The 22,106-nt window shown below is 63.0% G+C and carries 21 protein-coding genes; 14 read left to right on the top strand and 7 right to left on the bottom strand.

The annotated features are described in order from the left end of the window. Window positions 1-87 precede the first annotated feature (87 nt). The gene (locus V6766_RS07935; RefSeq protein ID WP_448465228.1) at window positions 88-534 is read left to right on the top strand and encodes a type II toxin-antitoxin system RatA family toxin; all 447 of its coding nucleotides are present in this window, start codon (window positions 88-90) and stop codon (window positions 532-534) included. Here V6766_RS07935 and V6766_RS07930 read toward each other — a convergent pair. From V6766_RS07930 to V6766_RS07920, 3 genes are read right to left on the bottom strand one after another with little or no spacing between them, the layout of a single operon-like run. After that, window positions 525-1,019 carry a CinA family protein gene (locus V6766_RS07930; RefSeq protein ID WP_448465226.1) on the bottom strand — a complete coding sequence of 165 codons (495 nt, stop codon included), beginning with the start codon at window positions 1,017-1,019 and terminating at the stop codon, window positions 525-527. The genes V6766_RS07935 and V6766_RS07930 overlap by 10 nt on opposite strands. After that, window positions 1,016-2,227, bottom strand: a complete 1,212-nt coding sequence (locus V6766_RS07925; protein ID WP_448465224.1) for a bifunctional 2-C-methyl-D-erythritol 4-phosphate cytidylyltransferase/2-C-methyl-D-erythritol 2,4-cyclodiphosphate synthase — start codon at window positions 2,225-2,227, stop codon at window positions 1,016-1,018. Before V6766_RS07925 ends, V6766_RS07930 begins: the two co-directional genes overlap by 4 nt. Further along, window positions 2,214-2,396: a hypothetical protein gene (locus V6766_RS07920; RefSeq protein WP_448465715.1), complete on the bottom strand. Its 183-nt coding sequence runs from the start codon at window positions 2,394-2,396 to the stop codon at window positions 2,214-2,216. The genes V6766_RS07925 and V6766_RS07920 overlap by 14 nt, the downstream gene beginning before the upstream one ends. Between V6766_RS07920 and dusB the strand changes: the two genes are divergently transcribed. From dusB to hflX, 8 genes are all read left to right on the top strand, one after another. Further along, window positions 2,373-3,389, top strand: coding sequence for a tRNA dihydrouridine synthase DusB (gene dusB / locus V6766_RS07915; RefSeq protein WP_448465222.1), 1,017 nt, complete (start codon window positions 2,373-2,375; stop codon window positions 3,387-3,389). The two genes, V6766_RS07920 and dusB, sit on opposite strands and share 24 nt — an antisense overlap. Beyond that, window positions 3,386-4,537 (top strand): two-component system sensor histidine kinase NtrB, encoded by a 1,152-nt coding sequence (locus V6766_RS07910; RefSeq protein WP_448465220.1) that lies wholly within the window; start codon window positions 3,386-3,388, stop codon window positions 4,535-4,537. Before dusB ends, V6766_RS07910 begins: the two co-directional genes overlap by 4 nt. Before the next feature lies 1 nt (window position 4,538). After that, entirely contained in the window at window positions 4,539-5,990 is a 1,452-nt protein-coding gene (ntrC, locus tag V6766_RS07905; RefSeq protein WP_448465218.1) for a nitrogen regulation protein NR(I), read from the top strand. A 177-nt stretch (window positions 5,991-6,167) separates the two neighbouring features. Further along, window positions 6,168-8,444, top strand: coding sequence for an ATP-binding protein (locus tag V6766_RS07900; protein WP_448465216.1), 2,277 nt, complete (start codon window positions 6,168-6,170; stop codon window positions 8,442-8,444). Continuing rightward, window positions 8,434-9,798 (top strand): nitrogen assimilation response regulator NtrX, encoded by a 1,365-nt coding sequence (gene ntrX / locus V6766_RS07895; RefSeq protein ID WP_448465214.1) that lies wholly within the window; start codon window positions 8,434-8,436, stop codon window positions 9,796-9,798. Before V6766_RS07900 ends, ntrX begins: the two co-directional genes overlap by 11 nt. 56 nt (window positions 9,799-9,854) lie before the next feature. Further along, window positions 9,855-11,231 (top strand): Trk system potassium transporter TrkA, encoded by a 1,377-nt coding sequence (gene trkA, locus V6766_RS07890; protein WP_448465212.1) that lies wholly within the window; start codon window positions 9,855-9,857, stop codon window positions 11,229-11,231. A gap of 180 nt (window positions 11,232-11,411) precedes the next feature. Then, window positions 11,412-11,654 carry an RNA chaperone Hfq gene (gene hfq / locus V6766_RS07885; RefSeq protein WP_018063272.1) on the top strand — a complete coding sequence of 81 codons (243 nt, stop codon included), beginning with the start codon at window positions 11,412-11,414 and terminating at the stop codon, window positions 11,652-11,654. Window positions 11,655-11,667: 13 nt separating this feature from the next. After that, window positions 11,668-13,011, top strand: coding sequence for a GTPase HflX (hflX, locus tag V6766_RS07880; RefSeq protein ID WP_448465701.1), 1,344 nt, complete (start codon window positions 11,668-11,670; stop codon window positions 13,009-13,011). Window positions 13,012-13,283: 272 nt separating this feature from the next. Here the strand turns inward: hflX and mazG are convergent, their stop codons facing one another. Together mazG and V6766_RS07870 are read right to left on the bottom strand one after the other, a co-directional pair. Then, window positions 13,284-14,123 carry a nucleoside triphosphate pyrophosphohydrolase gene (gene mazG, locus V6766_RS07875; protein ID WP_448465210.1) on the bottom strand — a complete coding sequence of 280 codons (840 nt, stop codon included), beginning with the start codon at window positions 14,121-14,123 and terminating at the stop codon, window positions 13,284-13,286. Between the two features lie 34 nt (window positions 14,124-14,157). After that, window positions 14,158-14,745, bottom strand: coding sequence for a nucleoside deaminase (locus tag V6766_RS07870; RefSeq protein ID WP_448465208.1), 588 nt, complete (start codon window positions 14,743-14,745; stop codon window positions 14,158-14,160). A gap of 213 nt (window positions 14,746-14,958) precedes the next feature. Between V6766_RS07870 and cysG the strand changes: the two genes are divergently transcribed. The 5 genes from cysG (at window position 14,959) to V6766_RS07845 (ending at window position 19,930) form a co-directional block, all read left to right on the top strand. After that, window positions 14,959-16,410 (top strand): siroheme synthase CysG, encoded by a 1,452-nt coding sequence (gene cysG, locus V6766_RS07865; protein ID WP_448465206.1) that lies wholly within the window; start codon window positions 14,959-14,961, stop codon window positions 16,408-16,410. Next, the gene (locus V6766_RS07860) at window positions 16,400-16,717 is read left to right on the top strand and encodes a DUF2849 domain-containing protein (protein WP_448465204.1); all 318 of its coding nucleotides are present in this window, start codon (window positions 16,400-16,402) and stop codon (window positions 16,715-16,717) included. Before cysG ends, V6766_RS07860 begins: the two co-directional genes overlap by 11 nt. A 6-nt stretch (window positions 16,718-16,723) precedes the next feature. Beyond that, on the top strand, window positions 16,724-18,379 hold the full coding sequence (locus V6766_RS07855; RefSeq protein WP_448465202.1) for a nitrite/sulfite reductase: 1,656 nt from the start codon (window positions 16,724-16,726) through the stop codon (window positions 18,377-18,379). Window positions 18,380-18,390: 11 nt separating this feature from the next. Further along, entirely contained in the window at window positions 18,391-18,894 is a 504-nt protein-coding gene (locus tag V6766_RS07850; RefSeq protein ID WP_448465201.1) for a DUF934 domain-containing protein, read from the top strand. Window positions 18,895-19,117: 223 nt separating this feature from the next. Beyond that, window positions 19,118-19,930 carry a ferredoxin--NADP reductase gene (locus V6766_RS07845; protein ID WP_448465699.1) on the top strand — a complete coding sequence of 271 codons (813 nt, stop codon included), beginning with the start codon at window positions 19,118-19,120 and terminating at the stop codon, window positions 19,928-19,930. Between the two features lie 249 nt (window positions 19,931-20,179). Here the strand turns inward: V6766_RS07845 and V6766_RS07840 are convergent, their stop codons facing one another. Both V6766_RS07840 and V6766_RS07835 read right to left on the bottom strand, forming a co-directional pair. After that, window positions 20,180-21,385, bottom strand: a complete 1,206-nt coding sequence (locus tag V6766_RS07840; protein ID WP_448465199.1) for an ABC transporter permease — start codon at window positions 21,383-21,385, stop codon at window positions 20,180-20,182. Next, the gene (locus V6766_RS07835; protein WP_448428854.1) at window positions 21,375-22,106 is read right to left on the bottom strand and encodes an ABC transporter ATP-binding protein; all 732 of its coding nucleotides are present in this window, start codon (window positions 22,104-22,106) and stop codon (window positions 21,375-21,377) included. The genes V6766_RS07840 and V6766_RS07835 overlap by 11 nt, the downstream gene beginning before the upstream one ends.

Raw genomic sequence — 22,106 nt, 5'->3', positions numbered from 1 at the left:
CTTAGACACCTGTTGCAGCCTTCAAACTTCCGGCTTCCCGAAACGAAAGACTTGCCATCCGCGTTTTGCCGCATTAGCTGAAACATCATGCCAGAGTTTAAGACAACCCGCCACGTCAGCCATTCCGCCGATCGCATGCTTGATCTGGTTGCAGACGTCGAACGCTATCCCGAATTCCTGCCGCTGTGCGAGGCGCTGACCGTGCGCTCCTCGCGCGAGAAGGACGGCAAGACGCTGCTGATCGCCGACATGACCGTCGGCTACAAGGGCATCCGCGAGAGCTTCACTACCCAGGTGCTGCTGAACCAGGCCGAGCGCAAGATCGATGTCAGCTATGTCGACGGGCCGTTCCGCTTTCTCGACAATCGCTGGCGGTTCGAGCCGGAAGGCGAGGGCGCCTGCGCCGTTGAATTCTATATCAATTACGAGTTCAAGAACCGGATCCTGGGCGCGATGATGGGCTCGATGTTCGAGCGGGCGTTCCGCAAGTTTTCCGAGGCCTTCGAGGCGCGGGCGGACGAAATCTACGCCTGAATCAGACCTTCCAGCATGCCAAGCGCCGTCTGCACGGTGGCAAGCCTGATGCCGTGGCGGCCGATATCGCCGTAGCGGCTTTCGATATGGTGCAGGTGCCCCCGGCGATCGCGCGCGGCGAGGTGGACGAGACCGACCGGCTTTTCCGGGCTGCCGCCAGACGGGCCAGCGATGCCGGTGACCGCGACCGCCAGATCAGCTCCGGAGCGCAGCAGCGCGCCCGCCGACATCTGCAGCGCCGTCTCGCGCGAGACAGCGCCATGGGCCTCCAGCGTGCGGGCGCTGACGCCCAGCATCTCCATCTTCGCTTCATTGGAATAGGTAATGTAGCCGCGATCGACGACCGCCGAGGAGCCGGCGATATCCGTAAGCGCTGCGACCACCAGCCCGCCGGTGCAGGATTCGGCGGTGGCGATGGTGAGGCCGGCGGCCTTGCAATGTTCGATCAGCGTGCGGGCGCGTTCGGTGATATCGGCGTCGATCATGTCACATTTCCATAGTTCACGCTGGCTGTGGCGATAGCCGCGATGCCTTCGCGGCGGCCGACAAAGCCTATGGTCTCGTTGGTGGTGGCCTTGACCGAGCAGCGGGCGAGATCGATGCCGAGGCAGACCGCGATATTCTCGCGCATGGCAAGGCGATGCGGCCCCACCTTCGGCGCTTCCGCGATCAGGGTGACGTCGGCATTGAGAATCACGCCGCCATGTTCGAGCACGATCTTCGCGGCATGAGCCAGGAAGATGTGCGAAGCAGCGCCTTTCCACTGCGGATCGGATGGCGGGAAATGATCACCGATATCGCCTTCGCCGCAGGTGGCAAGCAGTGCGTCGGTCAGCGCGTGGAAGGCAACATCGGCATCGGAATGGCCGGAAAGCGCCATGTCATGCGGTATCTTGACGCCGCAGAGTGTGACGCCGTCGCCTGGCACCAGTTGATGAACATCATAGCCATTGCCCGTGCGGATATCGGCGATCAGGGTGCGCGACAGCTTCTCGTCGGCCATGGCAATGTCTCTCCTGTAGGTCAGCTTCACATTGTCGGCGAGCCCGTCCACCAGCCGCACCGGAAGACCGGCCCATTCGGCGATGCCGGCGTCATCGGTGAAATCGGTGAGGCCCTCGGCGGCCGCCTTGCGATGGGCGTCACAAATGAGCGGAAAGCTGAAGGCCTGCGGGGTCTGGGCGGCATAAAGGCCGGCGCGCGAGACGGTGGCGCCGACATTGCCGTCACTATCCGCCTTCTTCAGCGTATCGGCAACGGCCACGGCCGGAAGGACCGCGGCGTGGCCAGCATTGAGCGCATCGGACACCCGCTCAAGCAGAGCGGCATCGAAGAAGGGGCGGACGGCGTCATGGATCAGGACATGGCTCGGCGCATTGGCCGCGAGCGCCTCGAGGCCGTTAAGGACGGACTGCTGCCGTGTCACGCCGCCGTGGACGAAGCGGATGCCGACGTGGTTCGTCAGGTGAGAAAGCGCTTCGGCAAACAGGGCCTCGTCGTCCGGGTGAATGACGACCACGATGCCGGCTGTCGCTCCGCCCCATGCGGCAAATTCACGCAAGGTGTGGGCGATCACCGGCATGCCGCCGATCAGGCGATACTGTTTCGGCCCTTCCTCAGGCACGCCGGCGCGTTCGCCGCGTCCGGCGGCAACCACGACCACCCCTGGATTGTAGCTTTCACCTGCTGCCATGTTCGGCTAGAACCTGCGTGTTGATTCCTGTTGGCCGGAACTTACCCGGATTGACCCAATTTTCCAGCATCTGCCTAAATTTTGTAAGGCGCCAGCGAAAACGCTTGGCAAGGATTGGCGTCTTGTCTAAAAATAGGGCAACGTGATGTGCTGCATGAAAGATAGCCATTTGCCTCACCGCAATCTCTCTGATTCCTTTCGGATCGGCCAGATCGAGATCCGCAACCGGGTGATTCTGGCGCCGATGTCGGGCGTCACCGATCTGCCGTTTCGCGCGCTTGCATGGCGGCATGGCGCGGGGCTCGTGGTGACGGAGATGATCGCAAGCCGCGAGCTGACGTTCAACACCGCCGAAAGCTGGGTTCGGCTGCGCGGCGCGGGGCTGAAGCCGCATATGGTGCAGCTCGCCGGGCGCGATCCGCATTACATGGCGGAGGCGGCGCGGATCGCCGAGGCCAACGGCGCGGATATCATCGACATCAACATGGGATGCCCGGCCAAGAAGGTTGTCGGCGGCTATACCGGATCGGCGCTGATGCGCGAGCCCGAGCGGGCGCTCGAAATCATCGAGGCGACGGTGGGCGCGGTCAACGTGCCGGTCACGGTCAAGATGCGGCTCGGCTGGGACCATGACAGCATCAACGCGCCCTATCTGGCAAAGCGCGCCGAAGAAGCCGGAGTCCAGGCAATCACCGTCCACGGCCGCACCCGCATGCAGTTCTACAAGGGCGAAGCCGACTGGCAGGCGATCGAGCGCGTTGCCGATGTCGTTTCCGTTCCCTTCATCGCCAATGGCGATATCGAAGGCCGGGAAGACGCAGCGTATCTTTTGTCGCGACCCGGCATCACGGCCGTGATGGTCGGTCGGTCGTGTCAGGGCCGTCCCTGGCATGCCGGTTATCTGGCGGGCCGGAACGAACCCGCTTTTGGCGAAAAGGCGCGGATCGCGATCGAGCATTATCAGGCCATGATCGGCTTCTACGGTCCCGCCGTCGGCGTCCGTCACGCGCGCAAGCATCTCGGCTGGTACCTTGAGCGGCTTGCGCCCGGCATCGGCGCGGAGGCGCGGTCCTCGATCATGACCGCCGACGACCCGGATTTCGTGTCAGCGCAGCTTGCCGCCATCTTCGAACACGCATCGCCCGAAAGGAAAGCGGCATGAATTCCGTCATCGGCAATGGCAGCCAGCGCCTCGGCGCGGAAGCCGTCGCTCTTCAGGTTCTGAACGCGATTCAAAACCCCGTCGTGCTGGTCGAGGAGGATGGCCGCATCTCCTATACCAACTGGGAGGCGGAGGTTTTCTTCGGTGCCAGCGCATCACACCTGTCGCGCAAGACGCTGTCCGATTTCATTCCCTTCGACAGCCCGCTTCTGGCGCTGATCGCGCAGGTGCGCGAGCGTCGCGCGCCGGTCAACGAATATCGCGTCGACCTGTCCTCACCGCGCCTTGGGCAGGACAAGCTGGTGGACATCTATGTCGCGCCGGTGGGCGAGGAGGGGGCGGTGGTCCTCGTCTTCCAGGTCCGCTCCATGGCCGACAAGATCGACCGGCAGCTTGTGCATCGCGCCGCCGCGCGCTCGGTGACCGGGCTCGCCTCGATGCTCGCCCACGAGATCAAGAACCCGCTGTCGGGCATTCGCGGCGCGGCCCAGCTTCTGGAAACCAATGCCAGCGACGACGACCGGGCGCTGACCCGGCTGATCTGCGATGAATCGGACCGGATCGTCTCGCTGGTCGACCGGATGGAGGTGTTTTCCGACGAGCGGCCGATCGACCGGGTGCCGCTTAACATCCATTCCGTGCTCGATCATGTGAAGGCGGTCGCCAAGGCCGGTTTTGCCCGCAACATCAAGATCACCGAGGAATACGATCCCTCGCTGCCGCAGGTCTTCGCCAATCGCGACCAGATGGTTCAGGTGTTCCTCAATCTGATCAAAAACGCATCGGAAGCCGTGGGCGACAAGCCGGATGGCGAAATCATCCTGACCTCGGCCTATCGTCCCGGCATCCGCATGTCGGTTGCCGGCACACGGGAGAAGATTTCGCTGCCGCTGGAGTTCTGCGTGCAGGACAATGGCCCCGGCGTGCCGGCCGACCTGATGCCGCATCTGTTCGATCCGTTCATCACCACCAAGCCGAACGGCACCGGCCTCGGCCTTGCGCTGGTCGCCAAGATCATCGGCGGTCATGGTGGCATCATTGAGTGCGAGAACATGAACGGCCGCACCACCTTCCGCATCCTCATGCCGGTCTCGAAAGACGTATTGCCGCTGCCGCCGGAGATGGCCAGCCCGAATATGGATACATGACATGACAGCTACGATCCTTGTTGCCGATGACGACGCGGCGATCCGCACCGTGCTGAACCAGGCGCTGAGCCGGGCCGGTTATGACGTCCGCATCACCTCGAACGCCGCCACGTTGTGGCGCTGGGTCTCCGCCGGCGAGGGCGATCTGGTGCTGACCGATGTGGTGATGCCCGATGAAAACGCCTTCGACCTTCTGCCGCGCATCAAGAAATCGCGACCCGAACTGCCAGTGATCGTCATGAGCGCGCAGAACACCTTCATGACGGCGGTGCGCGCCTCGGAGAAGGGCGCCTATGATTATCTGCCGAAGCCTTTCGACCTGACGGAGCTGATCGCGATCGTCGGCCGCGCCCTGTCGGAACCGAAGCGCAAGCCGGCCAAGCTCGGCGACGACATGCAGGACGGCATGCCGCTTGTCGGCCGCTCGGCGGCGATGCAGGAAATCTACCGGGTGCTGGCTCGCCTGATGCAGACCGACCTGACGCTGATGATCACCGGCGAATCCGGCACCGGCAAGGAACTGGTGGCCCGTGCGCTGCATGATTACGGAAAGCGCCGCAACGGGCCGTTCGTTGCGATCAACATGGCGGCGATCCCGCGCGATCTGATCGAATCGGAGCTTTTCGGCCACGAGAAGGGCGCTTTCACCGGCGCGCAGACGCGGTCTTCCGGCCGGTTCGAGCAGGCCGAGGGCGGCACGCTGTTTCTGGACGAAATCGGCGATATGCCGATGGATGCGCAGACAAGGCTTCTGCGCGTGCTGCAGCAGGGCGAATACACCACCGTCGGCGGGCGCACGCCGATCCGCACCGATGTCCGGATCGTGGCGGCGACCAACAAGGATCTGAAGCAGTCGATCAATCAGGGCCTGTTCCGCGAAGACCTCTACTATCGCCTCAACGTCGTGCCGCTGCGCCTGCCGCCGCTGCGTGAACGGGCGGAGGATATCGGCGATCTGGTGCGCCACTTCGTCAATGAGGGCGAGGTCGAGGGGCTTGGCGGCAAGCGCTTCGAGCAGCAGGCGCTGGACGCGATGAAATCCTACGCCTGGCCGGGCAATGTCCGCGAACTGGAAAACCTCGTCCGCCGCCTGATGGCGCTCTATCCGCAGGAAGTGATCACCCGCGAGATCGTGGAACAGGAATTGCAGGCCGATCAGCCGGAAGCGCCCGCCGAGGGTACATCGGTCAGGAACGGCATGCCAACCATCGCCCAGGCGGTGGAAGAAAACATGCGCACCTATTTCGCCGGCTTCGGCGACGGACTGCCGCCCTCCGGCCTTTACGAGCGGGTGCTGAATGAGGTTGAGTATCCGTTGATCCTGGCGGCGCTGACGGCCACGCGCGGCAACCAGATCCGCGCCGCCGACCTTCTCGGCCTCAACCGCAACACGCTGCGCAAGAAGATCCGCGAACTCGGCGTCTCGGTCTATCGCAGCTCCCGCAGTTCCTGACGCTGCGAGCCGCCGGTTGCAGCTTTCCGTTGCAATTGTGCCACAATCTGTTGCATATCCTCCTCATAAGGGAAACGCGCGAGTCGGCATGACGGCTTGCGTTCACCCGCTCCATGGGCGGTGCATGATGATGGGCCGGCCCTGACAAGAAGGGCGATAATGACTGCAGAGGGCAGCATGGCGGAGACGCACTCCGTCCATCAGGAGGGGAGCCACGATGGCGCGCCATACGGGCGCGGCGGCGCGCGGGCTATTCTCAGATCGCCCGGCATGTTCGTTGTCAGCGGCGCGCTGATCACCGCTTTCCTGTCGCTTTTCATTCTGCTGGGCCTGACGCCGATCAAGCCTACCGGCAAGGTGGTGATCGCGCTGGTGGCGACCAACTCCCTGTTCGTCATCGCCATGGCCTTCCTGATAGGGCGGGAGGTCAGCCACCTGCTGAAGGCCCGAAGACGCGGCCGGGCGGCGGCCCAGCTTCATATCCGCATCGTGGCGCTGTTTTCGATCGTCGCGATCACGCCCGCCATTCTGGTCGCGATCTTCGCCACGCTGACGCTCAATGCCGGGCTCGATCGCTGGTTTGCGCTCAGGACCCAGTCCATCGTTCAGTCCTCGCTGAATGTGGCGCAGGCCTATATGATGGAGAATGCCAGCTACCTGCAGGGCCAGACGCTGTCCATGGGCAACGATCTGGAGCGCAATCGCTCGCTCTATCTGCTCGACCGGCGGGGATTTTCGGACCTGATGACGCGGCAGGCGCGGGGACGCGGCCTGCTCGGCGCCTCGCTGGTGCGCGCGGATGGCAGCGTCATCGTCGAGGCCGATCTCGGCGACGACAAGCCGCTGCCTGATATTCCGAAGGACGCGCTGGAGAAGGCCGCTGCCGGCACGCCGACGCTGATCCCGCCGGGCGACACCAATCTGGTCGGCGCGATCATCGCACTTGAAGCAATACCCGACAGCCTGCTCTACACCGTCCGCGCCGTCGATCCGACCGTGATGGGCGCGATGCGGATGATCGAGGACAACGTCTCCGAATACAGTTCGATGGAGGAAGGCCGGGTTTCGATCCAGGTCGCCTTCGCCGTGCTCTATCTCGGTTTCGCGCTGATCGTTCTGCTCGCCGCGATCTGGACTGGCATCGCGGTCGCCGACCGCATCGTGCTGCCGATCCGCATGCTGATAGGGGCCGCGGACCAGGTCGCCTCCGGCGACATGAAGGTTGCCGTGCCGGTGCGCTCCATCGACGGCGATGTCGGCAGGCTTTCCAGCACGTTCAACAAGATGGTCGCCGAAATCCGCGAACAGCAGCGCGAGATTCTGGTGGCCAAGGACGAGGTCGATGACCGCCGTCGGTTTATCGAGGCGGTGCTTTCCGGCGTGACCGCCGCGGTGATCGGCGTCGATGAAAACCGAATGGTGACGATCGTGAACGTCTCCGCAGGCGAGCTTCTGGCGGCACGTGACGACGAATTGCTCGGTCGCAGGCTGGAGGAGATATCGCCTGAGATCGATCTGGTGATGACCGCCGCCATGCGGCGCAGCCGGCAGAACTTCCGCCAGCAGATCAATCTCGTGCGGCTTGGCAAGGAACGTACGCTTTCGGTTCAGGTGACGCGCGAGGATTCGCGTGATGGTTCGAACGCCTATGTCATCACGCTTGATGACATCACCGACCTCATCATTGCCCAGCGCTCAACCGCCTGGGCCGATGTGGCGCGGCGCATCGCCCACGAGATCAAGAACCCGCTGACCCCGATCCAGCTTTCGGCGGAACGGATCAAGCGGCGCTTCGGGCGGAAGATCGAGGACGAGGAAGATCGCAAGGTCTTCGATCAGTGTACTGATACAATCGTCCGTCAGGTGGGCGACATCGGCCGCATGGTGGACGAGTTCTCCTCCTTCGCCCGCATGCCAAAGCCGTCCAAGACGCAAGGCGACCTGCGCACGATCCTTTCCGACGCGATTTTCCTGCTGGAAATGGGCCGCACCGACGTGACCTTCCTGCGCGATCTTGGCGACGAGCCGCTAACGGGCCTGTTTGACGATCGCATGCTGGGCCAGGCCTTCGGAAATCTGATCAAGAACGCCGTCGAAGCCATTGAAGCGGTTCCAACAAATGAGTTCGACGGCGAGCGCAAGATACTGGTGCGTGCCGCGCATGACGAAACCCGTGATCGCTACGTCATAGACTTCATCGACAACGGCAAGGGACTACCGGTCGAAAATCGCCACATGATCCTTGAGCCATACATCACCATGCGCGAAAAGGGGACCGGCCTTGGTCTCGCGATCGTTCGCAAGATCATCGAGGAGCATGGCGGCAAACTCGAACTGCATGATGCGCCGCAAGACTTCGCCGGCGGGCGAGGGGCGATGATCCGCGTTGAACTGCCGCATATCCACGACGGCGAGCGCCAGGAAACGGACAAGGAGAAACAAGATGGCCTCTGATATTCTTGTCGTCGACGACGAAGCCGATATCCGCGATATCGTATCGGGCATCCTGTCCGACGAGGGACACGAAACCCGCGTCGCGCATGACAGCGACAGCGCGCTGGCGGCGATCGCCGACCGGGTTCCGCGCCTGATCTTCCTTGACATCTGGATGCAGGGAAGCCGGCTCGACGGGCTGGCGCTGCTGGAGGAAATCAAGTCGCGCTATGCCGATCTGCCGGTGGTCATGATCTCCGGCCATGGCAATATCGAAACCGCCGTTTCCTCGATCAAGCGCGGCGCGTTCGATTTCATCGAAAAGCCGTTCAAGGCCGACCGGCTGGTTCTGATCGCCGAACGCGCGCTGGAAAATTCGCGCCTGAAGAACGAGGTGCAGGAACTCAAGCGCAAGAGCGGCGACCCGGAAGAACTCGTCGGCTCTTCGCTGCTGGTCTCGCAACTGCGCCAGATGGTGGACAAGGTCGGCCCCACCAACTCCCGCGTGATGATCTTCGGGCCCTCCGGCTCCGGCAAGGAGGTCGTGGCCCGGCTGATGCACAAGAAGAGCCTGCGCGCCGAGGGCCCGTTCGTGGCGCTGAACGCCGCGGCCATCACGCCTGAAAACATGGAGACAGAGCTTTTCGGGGTGGAAGCGGGCGGCGGACGGACGCGCAAGACCGGCGCGCTGGAACGCGCACATCGCGGCACGCTCTATTTGGACGAGATCGGCGAAATGCCGCTCGAAACCCAGAAGAAGATCCTGCGCGTGCTGGTGGACCAGCAGTTCGAGCGGGTTGGCGGCAGCCGGCGGGTGTCGGTCGATGTCCGCATCCTGTCTTCCACTGCGCTTGATCTTCAGGCGCGTATCCAGGAGGGACAGTTCCGGCAGGACCTGTTTCACAGGCTGGCGGTGGTGCCGGTGCGCATCCCGTCGCTTTCCGAGCGGCGCGAGGATATCCCTTTCCTCGTCGATTTCGTCATGCGCCAGCTTTGCGAGCAGGCCGGCATCCGCCAGCGCTCGATCGGCGATGACGCGATGGCGATATTGCAGGCCCATGACTGGCCGGGCAATATCAGGCAGTTGCGCAACAATCTGGAGCGGTTGCTGATCCTGTCGCGCGAAGAGGATGCGTCCGCGCCGATCTCCGCCGATCTGCTGCCGGCCGATCTTTCCGACGTGTTGCCGCAGATCCAGACCTCGGGTGACGCGCATATCATGACGCTGCCGTTGAGAGAGGCCCGAGAGCGCTTTGAACGCGACTATCTGATGGCGCAGATCAACCGCTTCGGCGGGAACATTTCGCGCACCGCCGAATTTGTCGGGATGGAGCGGTCGGCGCTGCACCGCAAGCTGAAGTCGCTTGGCATTTAAGCCAAAACCGGGCAGATTGCGGCCAACTGAACATACCAAACCCCAGAGGGGTTCTTATGAAAATCATCATCTGCGGCGCTGGCCAGGTCGGTTTCGGCATCGCCGAGCGGCTTTCCCAGGAATATAACGACGTCTCCGTTATCGATACGTCCGCCTCGCTCATCACCGCCATCACCGAGCTTCTGGATGTGCGCGGCTATGTCGGCCACGGTGCCCATCCGGACATGCTGGCCAAGGCCGGCGCCGATCAGGCCGACATGATCATCGCCGTCACGCTGCATGACGAGATCAACATGGTGGCCTGCCAGGTGGCGCATTCGCTGTTCAACGTGCCGACCAAGATCGCCCGCATCCGTTCGCAAAGCTATCTGCATTCGCATTATTCGGACCTGTTTTCGCGCGACCACATGCCGATTGACGTTACGATTTCGCCCGAGGTCGAAGTCGGCAAGATGGTGCTCAGGCGCATTTCCTTCCCCGGCGCCACCGATATCGTGCGGTTCGCCGACGAGAAGATCGCGATGCTCGCCGTTGAATGCAATGACGACTGCCCGGTGCTGAACACGCCGCTCGTCCAGCTCAGCCAGCTTTTTCCGGACCTGAACGCGACGGTGACCGGCATCTATCGCCATGAAGAGGTGATCATTCCGCACTCCACCGATCAGATCCTCGCTGGCGACCTCGTCTATGTGGTGTGCGAACATGAGCATATCCGGCGCACGCTGGCGCTGTTCGGCCATGAGGAACAAGAGGCGCGGCGGATCGTGATTGCCGGCGGCGGCAATATCGGCTTCTTCGTCGCCAAGTCGATCGAGGATCTGCAGCCCAAGACTCGCATCAAGATGATCGAGCAGGACCGCGACAAGGCGGTGGCGGTCTCGGACGCGCTCCACCACGGGATCGTCATCCAGGGTTCGGCGCTCGACCAGAACATCATGGTGCAGGCGGACGTGCCCGACGCCCATCTGATGGTGGCGCTGACCAATAACGACCAGACCAATATCCTGTCCTCGGTGATCGCCAAGCAGCTCGGCTGCAAGTCCAATCTGGCGCTTCTGAACAATCCCTCGTTCCACGACGTCACCAAGTCGCTCGGCATCGATGCCTATATCAATCCGCGCGCTGTCACAATTTCGCGCGTGCTGCAGCATGTGCGCAAGGGCCGCATCCGCTCGGTCTATGCCGTGCAGAAGGGCGCCGCCGAAGTGATCGAGGCGGAGGCGCTGGCGACATCGCCACTGGTCGGCACTCCGTTCCGCGACCTCGACCTGCCCGACGGCATCCGTATTGGCGCGATCTACCGCGGCGAGGATGTGATCCGACCGCATGGCGACCTCAAGATCAAGGCGCATGACCGGGTGATCCTGTTTGCGGCGGCTTCCGCAGTGCGTCACGTCGAGCAGCTTTTCCGGGTTTCGATCCAGTATTTCTGAGCGATCAGGCCTGCCCGCATGGCCCACGAAAAAGGAGTCTCGGCGGCTCATGTTTTTCGCCGTTGCGGAAGCGCCGGTGATTTGCTACCAAAAGTTCATGATCTGTTGCCCTGACGTTTTCGATGGCAACGAAGAGGTGGAACCGGCCCCGGCCGGCAAGAGAAAGAAAGAAGCGGCGCTATGGCGGAACGTTCTCAGAATTTGCAGGATCTTTTTCTCAACACGGTTCGCAAGCAGAAAATTTCCCTGACGATCTTCCTGATCAACGGCGTGAAATTGACCGGCGTGGTGACGTCGTTCGACAATTTCTGTGTTCTGCTGCGCCGTGACGGTCATTCGCAGCTTGTCTACAAGCACGCCATTTCGACGATCATGCCGGGCCAGCCGGTGCAGATGTTCGAAGGCGATGACAACGCTTCCTGATAGGTGAGCTTCCATTTCCGACAATACCCAATTTCCCGAGAGCGAATACGAGAACAGGGATTCCTCCCGCGTTCTCGTGATCGTGCCGGTCATCAAACAGTCGCGGGCCGAGGCCGAACGCACCGCGCTGTCCGCGCGCGCGCCTGAAAGCCGCCTGCAGGAGGCCGAAGGCCTTGCCCGCGCGATCGGGCTCGAGGTTGCGGCCTCCGAAATCGTGACGATCAATGATCCGCGGCCGGCAACCCTGCTTGGAACCGGGAAGATCGAAGAGCTCGATGCCCTGCTGGACGAGAACAATATCGGTCTCGTGGTCGTGGATCACCCACTTTCGCCGGTGCAGCAGCGCAACCTCGAAAAGGCCTGGGTCGCCAAGGTCATCGACCGCACCGGGCTGATTCTCGAAATCTTCGGCGAGCGCGCCTCCACCAAGGAGGGGCGGCTTCAGGTCGAACTCGCCCATCTCAATTACCAGCGCGGCCGTCTGGTCAGAAGCTGGACCCACCTTGAGCGCCAGCGCGGCGGCGGCGGCTTCATGGGCGGCCCCGGCGAAACCCAGATCGAGGCCGACCGGCGGATGCTGCGCGAGCGCATCACCAAGCTCGAACGCGAGCTGGAGCAGGTGGTCCGCACCCGACAGCTTCACCGTTCCAAGCGCAAGAAGGTGCCGCATCCGATTGTGGCTCTCGTTGGCTACACCAATGCCGGCAAGTCGACGCTGTTCAACCGGATCACCGGGGCAGGGGTGCTGGCCGAGGACATGCTGTTTGCGACCCTCGACCCGACGCTACGCCGGATGAAGCTGCCGCATGGGCGCACCGTGATCCTGTCCGATACCGTGGGGTTCATTTCGGACCTGCCGACCCACCTGGTCGCCGCCTTCCGCGCCACGCTGGAAGAGGTGCTGGAAGCGGACCTTATCCTCCACGTCCGCGACATGGCCGATCCCGCCCGCGATGCGCAATCGGCCGATGTGCTACGCATTCTCGGCGAACTCGGCATTGACGAGGCCGAGCAGAATGCCCGCATTCTGGAGGTCTGGAACAAGGTCGATCTGCTGGGTCCGCAAGAACACGATGTGATGATGGCGCGGGCGTCCTCCACCGAAAACGTCATGGCCGTCTCCGCCATTTCCGGCGAGGGCGTCGACGCGCTTGTCGACCGCATCGCCGACCGGCTTGCGGGCGTGCTGACCGAGACCACGATCACGCTCTCGCCCGACCAGCTGCATCTGCTCCCCTGGCTTTACGAACACGCGCTTGTCGACGAACGCCGCGATCTCGAGGACGGCTCCGTCAGCCTCGACCTGCGCCTTGCCGGCGGCGAGGCGCAGCGGCTGGAGAGCATGCTGGCGGAGTGATGCGCTCAGGTTTTGACGGTGATGAGGTCGTGCAAAACCAAAGCCCTCGATATGATGTAATGCGTCGCCTCACCCAATCTCTCCCCTTGAGGGGGAGATTTCGCGAAAGCGACAGAGAGGGTTAACCCTTTCCGATCAGCTCAGAGTGAGCGGTGTTCGCTGCACCCCTCTCTGCCCCTGTCGGGGCATCTCTCCCTCAAGAGGGGAGATTGTTCGGCCGTGTGGCATATTTTGGGGCCCACCTTTAACGGCTAATAGCTGGATAAGTGCCCTCAGCCGCCGGCAAGCTGACGCTCGATGGCCTTGGCGTCCTGCCACAGCGCTTCCATACGTTCCAGCGTCGCTTCGTCGAGGGTCTCGCCGGAGGCATTGAGCGTTTCTTCGATATGATTGAATCGTCGGCGGAATTTCGTGTTGGTGCCGCGCAGCGCCTGTTCGGGATCGGTCTTTGTGTGGCGGGCGAGGTTGACGGCGGCGAAGATCAGGTCGCCGAGCTCGTCGGAAATGCGGGATTTGTCGCCTGTCTGAAACGCTTCGCGCAACTCGCCGATCTCCTCCTCGAACTTGGCGAGGATCGGTTCCGGTTCGGACCAGTCGAAGCCGACGCGGGCGGCATGCTCCTGCAGCTTCAGCGCTTCCGTCAGCGCGGGAAAGGAGCGCTGGACGCCGCCGAGATGTCCGGCCTTGAAGTCTTCGGTGATCCCGCTTTTCGCCCGTCGTTCGGCGCGCTCGGCCTTTTCCTGCCGCTTGATCTCGTCCCACTGGATCTTGACCGCTTCCGGCGTATCGGCCGCGTTGACGGCGAAGACATGCGGGTGGCGGCGGATCATCTTGGCGGTGATGGCGTGAACCACGTCTCCGAAGGAAAACAGGCCCTTTTCCTCCGCCATGCGGGCGTGGAACACCACCTGAAGCAGCAGATCTCCGAGTTCATCGCAAAGATCGTCGAAATCCTTGCGCTCGATCGCGTCGGCCACTTCATAGGCTTCCTCGATCGTATAGGGCTTGATGCTGTCGAAATCCTGTTTCAGGTCCCACGGGCAGCCGGTTTCGGGCGTGCGCAAGGCGGCCATGATCTCGAGAAGACGCGTGATGTCGCGGGAGGCTTCCACGGGTTCGGACTCCGTATTGCTGTGCGATCGGGCTTTAGCCGAGCGGTATCTTGGTGTCGCCCTTGTGCGCCTGATAGGTGTCGGAGGCAAGGGCGTAGGTTTTGCGGATAGCGTCGATCCGTTCCATGAACCCGCTGCGCGCCGGCTCCGCGCTTGCCTCGGCCATGTCGATGATCGAGCGCGCGGTGAAGAAGGCGTTCTTGCGGCGATAGCCGCCGGGCTCCAGACCGTAAAGTTCCTTCATGATCTTGAGGTCATGGGGAATGGCGAAACTGTCGCGCGAATCCTCGTGGCTGAAGAAATAGAAATAATTGTCGAATCCGGCCCAGGTGATCGCCGACATGCACATTGTGCAGGGTTCGTGGGTCGACAGGAAGATCAGATCGCGCGTCGTGGGCGGGTCGGGCAGTTCGTAGAACTGCTTCAGCGTATGCACCTCGCCGTGCCAGAGCGGATTGCTGGTCTCGTCATTGGTGCCGGCGATCACCAGCGACAGATCGTCCTTGCGCAGGATGGCCGCGCCGAAAACCTTGTTGCCGCCGCTGACGCCCTTGAGCGTCTTGGGCAGGATATCGTCTTCGATCACGGCAAGGAGGCGGTCGGTGAGGGTCTGGTCGTCCACGGTGATTCCAGTTCGGCAGATTGGAGAACCCGATTTAAAAGGACATTGGCATGCGAGCGCAAGCCTCGGCCTGACACTGCGGGTAAATTTGCCCTGCATTGCACGGATTTGAGGAATGAAATGTTCCATCCCGCGCGCCCGCGCATTTTCGTTTCTTCAAACATTGCCAACACAGAGCGATTGTTGTGCCAATCTTGAGAAGGACTGTGCGCAATGGGCACGAAAGACGATTTGTTGACGACTTTCCCGGCGTTTTTCCGGGTCGATGGCCGCAAGGTCGCGATTTTCGGCGGCGGAGACGAGGCCTTTGCCAAGGCCCGGCTGATGGCCAAGACCAGCGCCGCGATCATGGCCTATGCCGAGAGCGCGGAGGACGACTACCGGGCGTTTCTCGCCGAGCACGGCTATGAGCTTGTGGAAGCATCCTTTGCTCCGGAACAGTTTCAAGGCGCGGTGCTGGTGTTTGCCGCGACCGGGATCAGCGATCAGGATCACCTGATAGCCGAGGCCGCCCGCGCGGCTTCCATCCCTGTCAACGCCGTGGACCAGAAGGACGATTGCGATTTCTACACGCCGGCGCTGGTCGCGCGTCCTCCGGTCGCCGTTGCCATCGGAACCGAAGGTGCCGGCCCCGTGCTTGCCCAGATGATCCGCGCCCAGATCGATACCATGCTGCCGCGTTCCCTCGGGCCCCTTGCACAGCTCGCAAATCGCCTGCGCGACAAGGTCGACGCCAACATCCCGCGCGGCGCTGCGCGCCGCGCTTTCTGGTCACGCTTCTTCAACGGTTCGGTGGCAAACGCCATCGAAAAGGGAAGGGCGCTCGAGGCCGAATGTCTTGCCGACGAGATCATCGCCGACGGCAGCAAGGTCTCCGGTCACGTGGCGCTTGTCGGCGCAGGCCCCGGCGCCGAGGACCTGCTGACGATCCGCGCCCACCGGCTGATGATGGAAGCCGATGTGATCGCCTATGATGCGCTCGTTCCCCAGGCCGTCGTCGATATGGGCCGCCGCGATGCGGAGCGCATTGCCGTCGGCAAGCGCAAGAATTGCCATTCGAAGTCTCAGAACGAAATCAACGATCTGCTGGTCGATCTTGCCAAAGAAGGCAAGCGCGTCGTGCGGCTGAAATCCGGCGATCCGCTGATCTTCGGCCGCGCCGGCGAGGAGATGGCGGCGCTGCGCGCGGCCGGCGTTTCCTATGAGGTTGTGCCCGGCATCACGTCCGCCACGGCTGCGGCCGCCGATTTCGAACTGCCGCTGACGTTGCGCGGCGTCGCCTCGACCCTGGTTTTTACGACCGGCCACGACCTCAATGGTGACACCCTGCCGGACTGGGCCGCGCTCGCGGTCCGGGGCGCCACCATTGCCGTCTATATGGGCCGTTCCGTTGCCGCCAAGCTCGGCGCCCGGCTTCAGGAGGCGGGCGTTCCGGCCGACACCACGATCGCGGTGATCGAAAACGCCAGCCGCAGCAATCAACGCCTGTTCCACGGCGTGCTTTCCGAGATGGCGCTGCTTGAGGCCCGCGAGGACCTTTCCGGCCCTGTCATGGTGATCATTGGCGACGCGGTGGCCGGCGCCAATCTGAAGCATTCGAGCGCGCTTTCGCAGGATAACCAGGTCGCCCAGACGAAATTCAAGGGAGTTGCCCATGTCCGCTAAGGTTCTGACCGCAAATCGCCTGACCGATGGCCTTGCCGTCTGGCTCGATGCCAATGGCTGCTGGTGCGAGGATCTGCAATCCGCTCTGGTGGCCCGCCACGACGCGGCGATCGATAGCCTCGACGAGATCGGCAAGCGTGATTTCTCCGCCAACAAGGTGGTCGATCTTGCCGTCATCGACGTCGAGGAGCGCCCCGACGGGCGCATCTGGCCGCTCAGGCTGCGCGAGCGCATCCGCGCCGAAGGCCCGACCATTCCTTATGCGGCCGGCTATGCCGCCGCCAAACCAGAACGCGTGGAGGCGTAAGACCTCATGTATCGTTACGATGAATTCGACAAGGATTTCGTCGCCCAGCGGGTGGACCAGTTCGCCGACCAGGTCGAGCGCCGCCTTTCCGGCGAGATCACCGAGGACCAGTTCAAGCCCCTGAGGCTGATGAACGGCGTTTACCTCCAGCTTCACGCCTACATGCTGCGCATCGCCGTGCCCTATGGCACGATGAATGCCCGACAGATGCGCATGCTCGCCCATGTGGCGCGGACCTATGACCGCGGCTATGGCCATTTCACCACGCGCCAGAACATCCAGTTCAACTGGCCGAAGCTTTCCGACATTCCGGCGATCCTGCGCGATCTCGCGAGCGTGGAAATGCACGCGATCCAGACCTCGGGCAATTGCATCCGAAATGTCACCGCCGACCATTTTTCGGGCGCGGCCGCCGACGAGGTCGCCGATCCGCGACCCTATGCGGAAATCCTGCGGCAGTGGTCGTCGCTGCATCCGGAATTCTCGTTCCTGCCGCGCAAGTTCAAGATCGCCGTGACCGGCGCGGAACGCGACCGGGCGGCGATCCAGGTTCACGATATCGGCCTGCATCTGAAGCGGAACGAGGCCGGCGAACTCGGCTTTGCCGTCTATGTCGGCGGCGGGCAGGGGCGCACGCCGATGATCGCCAAGAAGGTGCGCGACTTCCTTCCCGAAGCCGATCTGCTGACCTATGCGACAGCGATCCTGCGCGTCTACAACCTCAATGGCCGCCGCGACAACAAGTTCAAGGCGCGTATCAAGATCCTCGTCCACGAGACCGGAACCGAGGAGCTGAAGGCGCAGATCGAACAGGAGTTCGAGGCGCTGAAGGGCGGCGAACTGACGCTGCCGGAAGGCGATGTCGAGGCGATCCGCGCCTATTTCGCGCCGCCGGAACTGCCGGCCCGCGAGCGCGACCGGTTCGATACCGCCGATGCCGGCTACATCAACTGGCTGACCCGCAACACAGTCGCCCACAAGCGCGACGACTATGCGATGGTGACGATCTCGCTGAAGCCGATCGGCGGTATTCCCGGCGATGCGACCGACGCGCAGATGGAAGCGGTCGCCGATATCGCCGAGCGTTACGGTTTCGATGAAATACGCGTCAGTCACGAGCAGAACCTGGTGCTGCCGCATGTCGCCCGCGCCGATCTGCCGGCCGTCTATCGCGCGCTTGAGGAAGCGGGGCTCGCAACCGGCAATGCCGGGCTGATCACCGACATCATCGCCTGTCCCGGGCTCGACTATTGCGCGCTCGCCAATGCGCGTTCGATCCCGCTGGCGCAGGAACTTTCGAGCCGTTTCGGCAATGCCGAGCGTCAGGCCGAGATCGGCGATCTGAAGATCAAGATTTCCGGCTGCATCAATGCCTGCGGCCATCACCATGTCGGCCATATTGGCCTTCTGGGGGTCGAGAAGAAGGGCGCGGAACTCTACCAGATCACGCTTGGCGGCTCGGCGGACGAGAACACCTCTATCGGCGAGATCGTCGGCCGCGGCTTCGAGCCATCCAAGGTGACGGATGCGGTGGAGACGATCGTCGATACCTATCTTTCGCTGCGATCGGCCAAGGACGAAACATTCATCGAAGCCTATCGCAGGCTCGGCGCGCAGCCCTTCAAGGATGCGCTCTATCCCGAAAAAGCCAGGGCTGCCTGAGGAGACACCGCATGACTGCAATCTGGAAAGAAGGCGGCTTCGTCGAGAACGACCCCTGGGTGGCGGAAACCGAAGAACGCAAGGCCGGCGAGGGCGAACGCGCTCTGACGCCCTACGCCGAGATCATCGAGCATGGCGTCGACGGCAATGAACCCGTCGGCGTGGTGCTCGGCCCGTTCGACGATCCCACGCGTTTGGCACCCTATCTCGACCGGATCGCGCTTGTGGCGCTCACCTTCCCGGCCTTCAGCGATGGCCGCGCGTTTTCGCAGGCGACGCTTTTGCGCGAGCGGCTGGGCTATACCGGCGAACTGCGCGCGATCGGCGACGTGCTGATCGATCCGCTGGTGCATATGCTGCGTTGCGGTTTCGACAGCTTCGCCGTGACCAACGAGACGGCGATCCGCCGGCTCGGGGAGGGGCGGTTGCCGGCGGTGACGCGCTACTATCAGCCCGCAGCAAAACCCGCCGCCGCGGTGCCCGGCTATAGCTGGCGGCGCCAGGCGGGCGCGTGAAAAGCCTACAGCATCGGCCCGAAAATCGAAATCGATTTTCGGAAAGCACGATGCGTAGATTCAATAGCTTAGAGCGTCCTTAGTGCATCCGAATGGATGCACGGCGCTCTAAGAATTTTTCGCTGACTTTGCAATTGTCGGCGAGCGGTAGTATTTGAGCGCTGGAGGAGATGACCCGCAAGCGGATCGAAGGCGCCGACGAGACAGAATGACAGGACCAGACATGAACGTGCAGACCAATACCGACGATCTTGCGACTGCCTTGCCCGCCGGGGTTTACGGCGAGACCGTGCTGAGCGTGGAGCATTACACCGACCATTTGTTCCGCTTCACCATGACGCGACCGGCCGGGTTCCGCTTCCGCTCGGGCGAGTTCGCCATGATCGGCCTGATGGTCGACGGCAAGCCGATCTACCGCGCCTATTCGATCGCAAGTCCGGCCTGGGCCGACACGCTGGAATTCTTCTCGATCAAGGTTCCGGGCGGTCCGCTGACCCAGCATCTGCAGAAGATCCAGCCCGGCGACACGGTGCTGATGCGCAAGAAGCCGACCGGCACGCTGGTGCTCGACGCACTGACGCCGGCCAAGCGGCTCTACATGTTCTCGACCGGAACCGGGATTGCCCCGTTCGCGAGCCTGATCCGCGAGCCGGAAACGTTTGAAAAGTTCGACGAGGTGATCCTGACCCACACCTGCCGCGAAGTGGCCGAGCTGAAATACGGCTTCGACCTCGTCAACGAGATCGAGAATGACGAAATCCTGAGCGAAGTCGTCGGCGGCAAGCTGCACCATTACGCCACCGCCACCCGCGAGGATTTCGTGCGCACCGGCCGCATCACCGACCTGATCGCCAGCGGCAAGCTTTTCGAGGACCTCGGCGTTCCCGCGCTGAACCCGGAAACGGACCGCGCCATGATCTGCGGCTCGACCGAGATGCTGAAGGACACCAAGGCGCTTCTGGAAGCCGCCGGCCTGACCGAAGGCGCCAACAACAAGCCGTCGCAGTTCGTGATCGAACGGGCTTTTGTGGGGTAAGGCGCTTCAGCCTATCCCGCCGTTTGAAACCCGCCAAGTCCTCATAGTCATCGTGTTTTCTCGAGGCGTTGCAGCCATCAATCTCTCCCCTTGAGGGAGAGATGCCCCGACAGGGGCAGAGAGGGGTGAACCCTCTCCGAGAGCACGGAGCATGCGCTTTTAGGGCTTACGCCCTTTACCCCTCTCTGTCGCTTTCGCGACATCTCCCCCTCATGGGGGGAGATTGTGGGCCGAGAGGCCTCGGCTTACTCACTCGAACCGCAGCGCATCGATCGGGCTGAGCCGTGCGGCCCGCCTTGCCGGGAAATAGCCGAAAATCAAGCCGATCAGGGCCGAGAAGCCGAATGCGCCGGCGATCATCCAGGGGTCGATGACGAAGGGCAGGGAGAGATACTGCACGGCGGCATAGGCAAGGCCGAGGCCGATCACGATGCCGGCCACGCCGCCCGATATCGACAGCACCAGCGCCTCGACGATGAACTGCAGCAGAACCTGCCGCTCCAGCGCGCCGACGGTGAGCCGGAGGCCGATTTCGCGGGTGCGCTCGGTGACCGAAACCAGCATGATGTTCATGATGCCGATGCCGCCGACCAGCAGGCTGACGCCGGCAATCGCCGCCAGCATGCCCGTGAGGTGGCTTCGGGTACCGGAGACCGCGTTGGTGATCTCGGTCATGTCGTTCACCTCGAAATCATCCGGCCGGCCCGGCAGGATGTTGCGCCGCTCGCGCAGGAGTTCGCCGACTTCGGCCTTCATATCCTGCGTGGAAACGCCGTCTTTCGCGGCGAGCACGATGCTTTCGATATAGCTGTCGCCGCCGAGCCGTCGCTGGAAGGTGGCGATCGGCATCAGCACGATATCGTCCTGATCGCGGCCCATGCCGGCCTCGCCCTTGGCGCCGAGCGTGCCGATAACGGCGCAGGAAATAGTGCCGACGCGGACATTGCGGCCGACCGGATCCTCGTCGGCGAAGAGCGCCTGTTTCACCGTCGCGCCGAGAATGCAGGCGGTATCGCCGGCCGCGACCTCGGCGCCGGCGAAATCGCTGCCGCTTTCGATGGTCCAGTCCTGGGCATCGAGAAACGCGTCGCTGGTGCCGATGACCACGGTCTTGCGGTTGTTGCCGCCGGCGACCACGGTCGCGTCGATGATGTTCTGGGGCGCAACGGCGCGCAGATCGGGTATCTGGTTGCGAAGCGCCGCGATATCGCGCTCGGTGAAGCCCTTGGCGGCTTCGGAGGCCGCACCGGGCGCGCGCTGGCCGGGCCGCACGAACAGGACATCCGTGCCGAGGCGTGCGATTTCGGTGCGCACCTGTTCCGCCGTGCCGTTCGCCACCGTGACCATGACGATCACCGCCGAAACGCCGATGATGACGCCGAGCACGGTGAGGAACGAGCGCAGCAGGTTGCGCCTGACGGCCCGCAGCGCGAGTTTCAGCATCTCAAGAAACATGGTCGTCCTCCCGCCGTTCGCCGCGGCCCGGCCGATAGCTGCCATCGACCCTGCCATCAAGGAAATGCATACGCCGGCTGGCGTAGCGCGCGACGTTCTCGTCATGGGTGACCATGACCACGGTGATGCCGATATCGACGTTGAGGCTGGTGACCAGTTCCATGATCTCGTTGCTGGATTTGGTATCGAGATTGCCGGTGGGCTCGTCGGCGAGCAGAACGGCGGGTTCCGTGATCAGCGCGCGGGCAATCGCCACGCGCTGCTGCTGGCCGCCGGAAAGCTCCATGGTGCGCTGGTGCAGCCGGTCGCCGAGGCCCACCTGATCGAGCGCGTTTTCCGCGCGTTCGCGGCGCTCGGTGCGGCTGATGCCGCGATAGAGCAGGGGCAGTTCGACATTCTCGATCGCCGAGGAGCGCGGCAGAAGATTGTAACGCTGGAACACGAAGGCCAGCAGATGGCGGCGCAGCAGGGTCAGCTTGGGGCCGGGCAGTTCGGTCGTGTCGACGCCCTGGAAGAAGAACTGGCCGCTGGTCGGCCGGTCGAGCCAGCCGAGAATGTTCATCGCCGTCGATTTGCCGGAGCCCGACGGGCCCATGATCGAGAGGAATTCGCCGGCCTCGATCGAGAAATCGACGTTGTTCAGGGCCGCGATTTCAGCTTCGCCGGAGCCGTAGATCCGCGAGACCTTGCGGAATTCGATAAGGGGAGGAGCTGCGTTCAT

This window comes from Martelella sp. AMO21009 (assembly GCF_053484295.1).
Note: the sequence above shows the minus strand (reverse complement) of the source record. Positions and strands in the feature narration are given on the sequence as shown.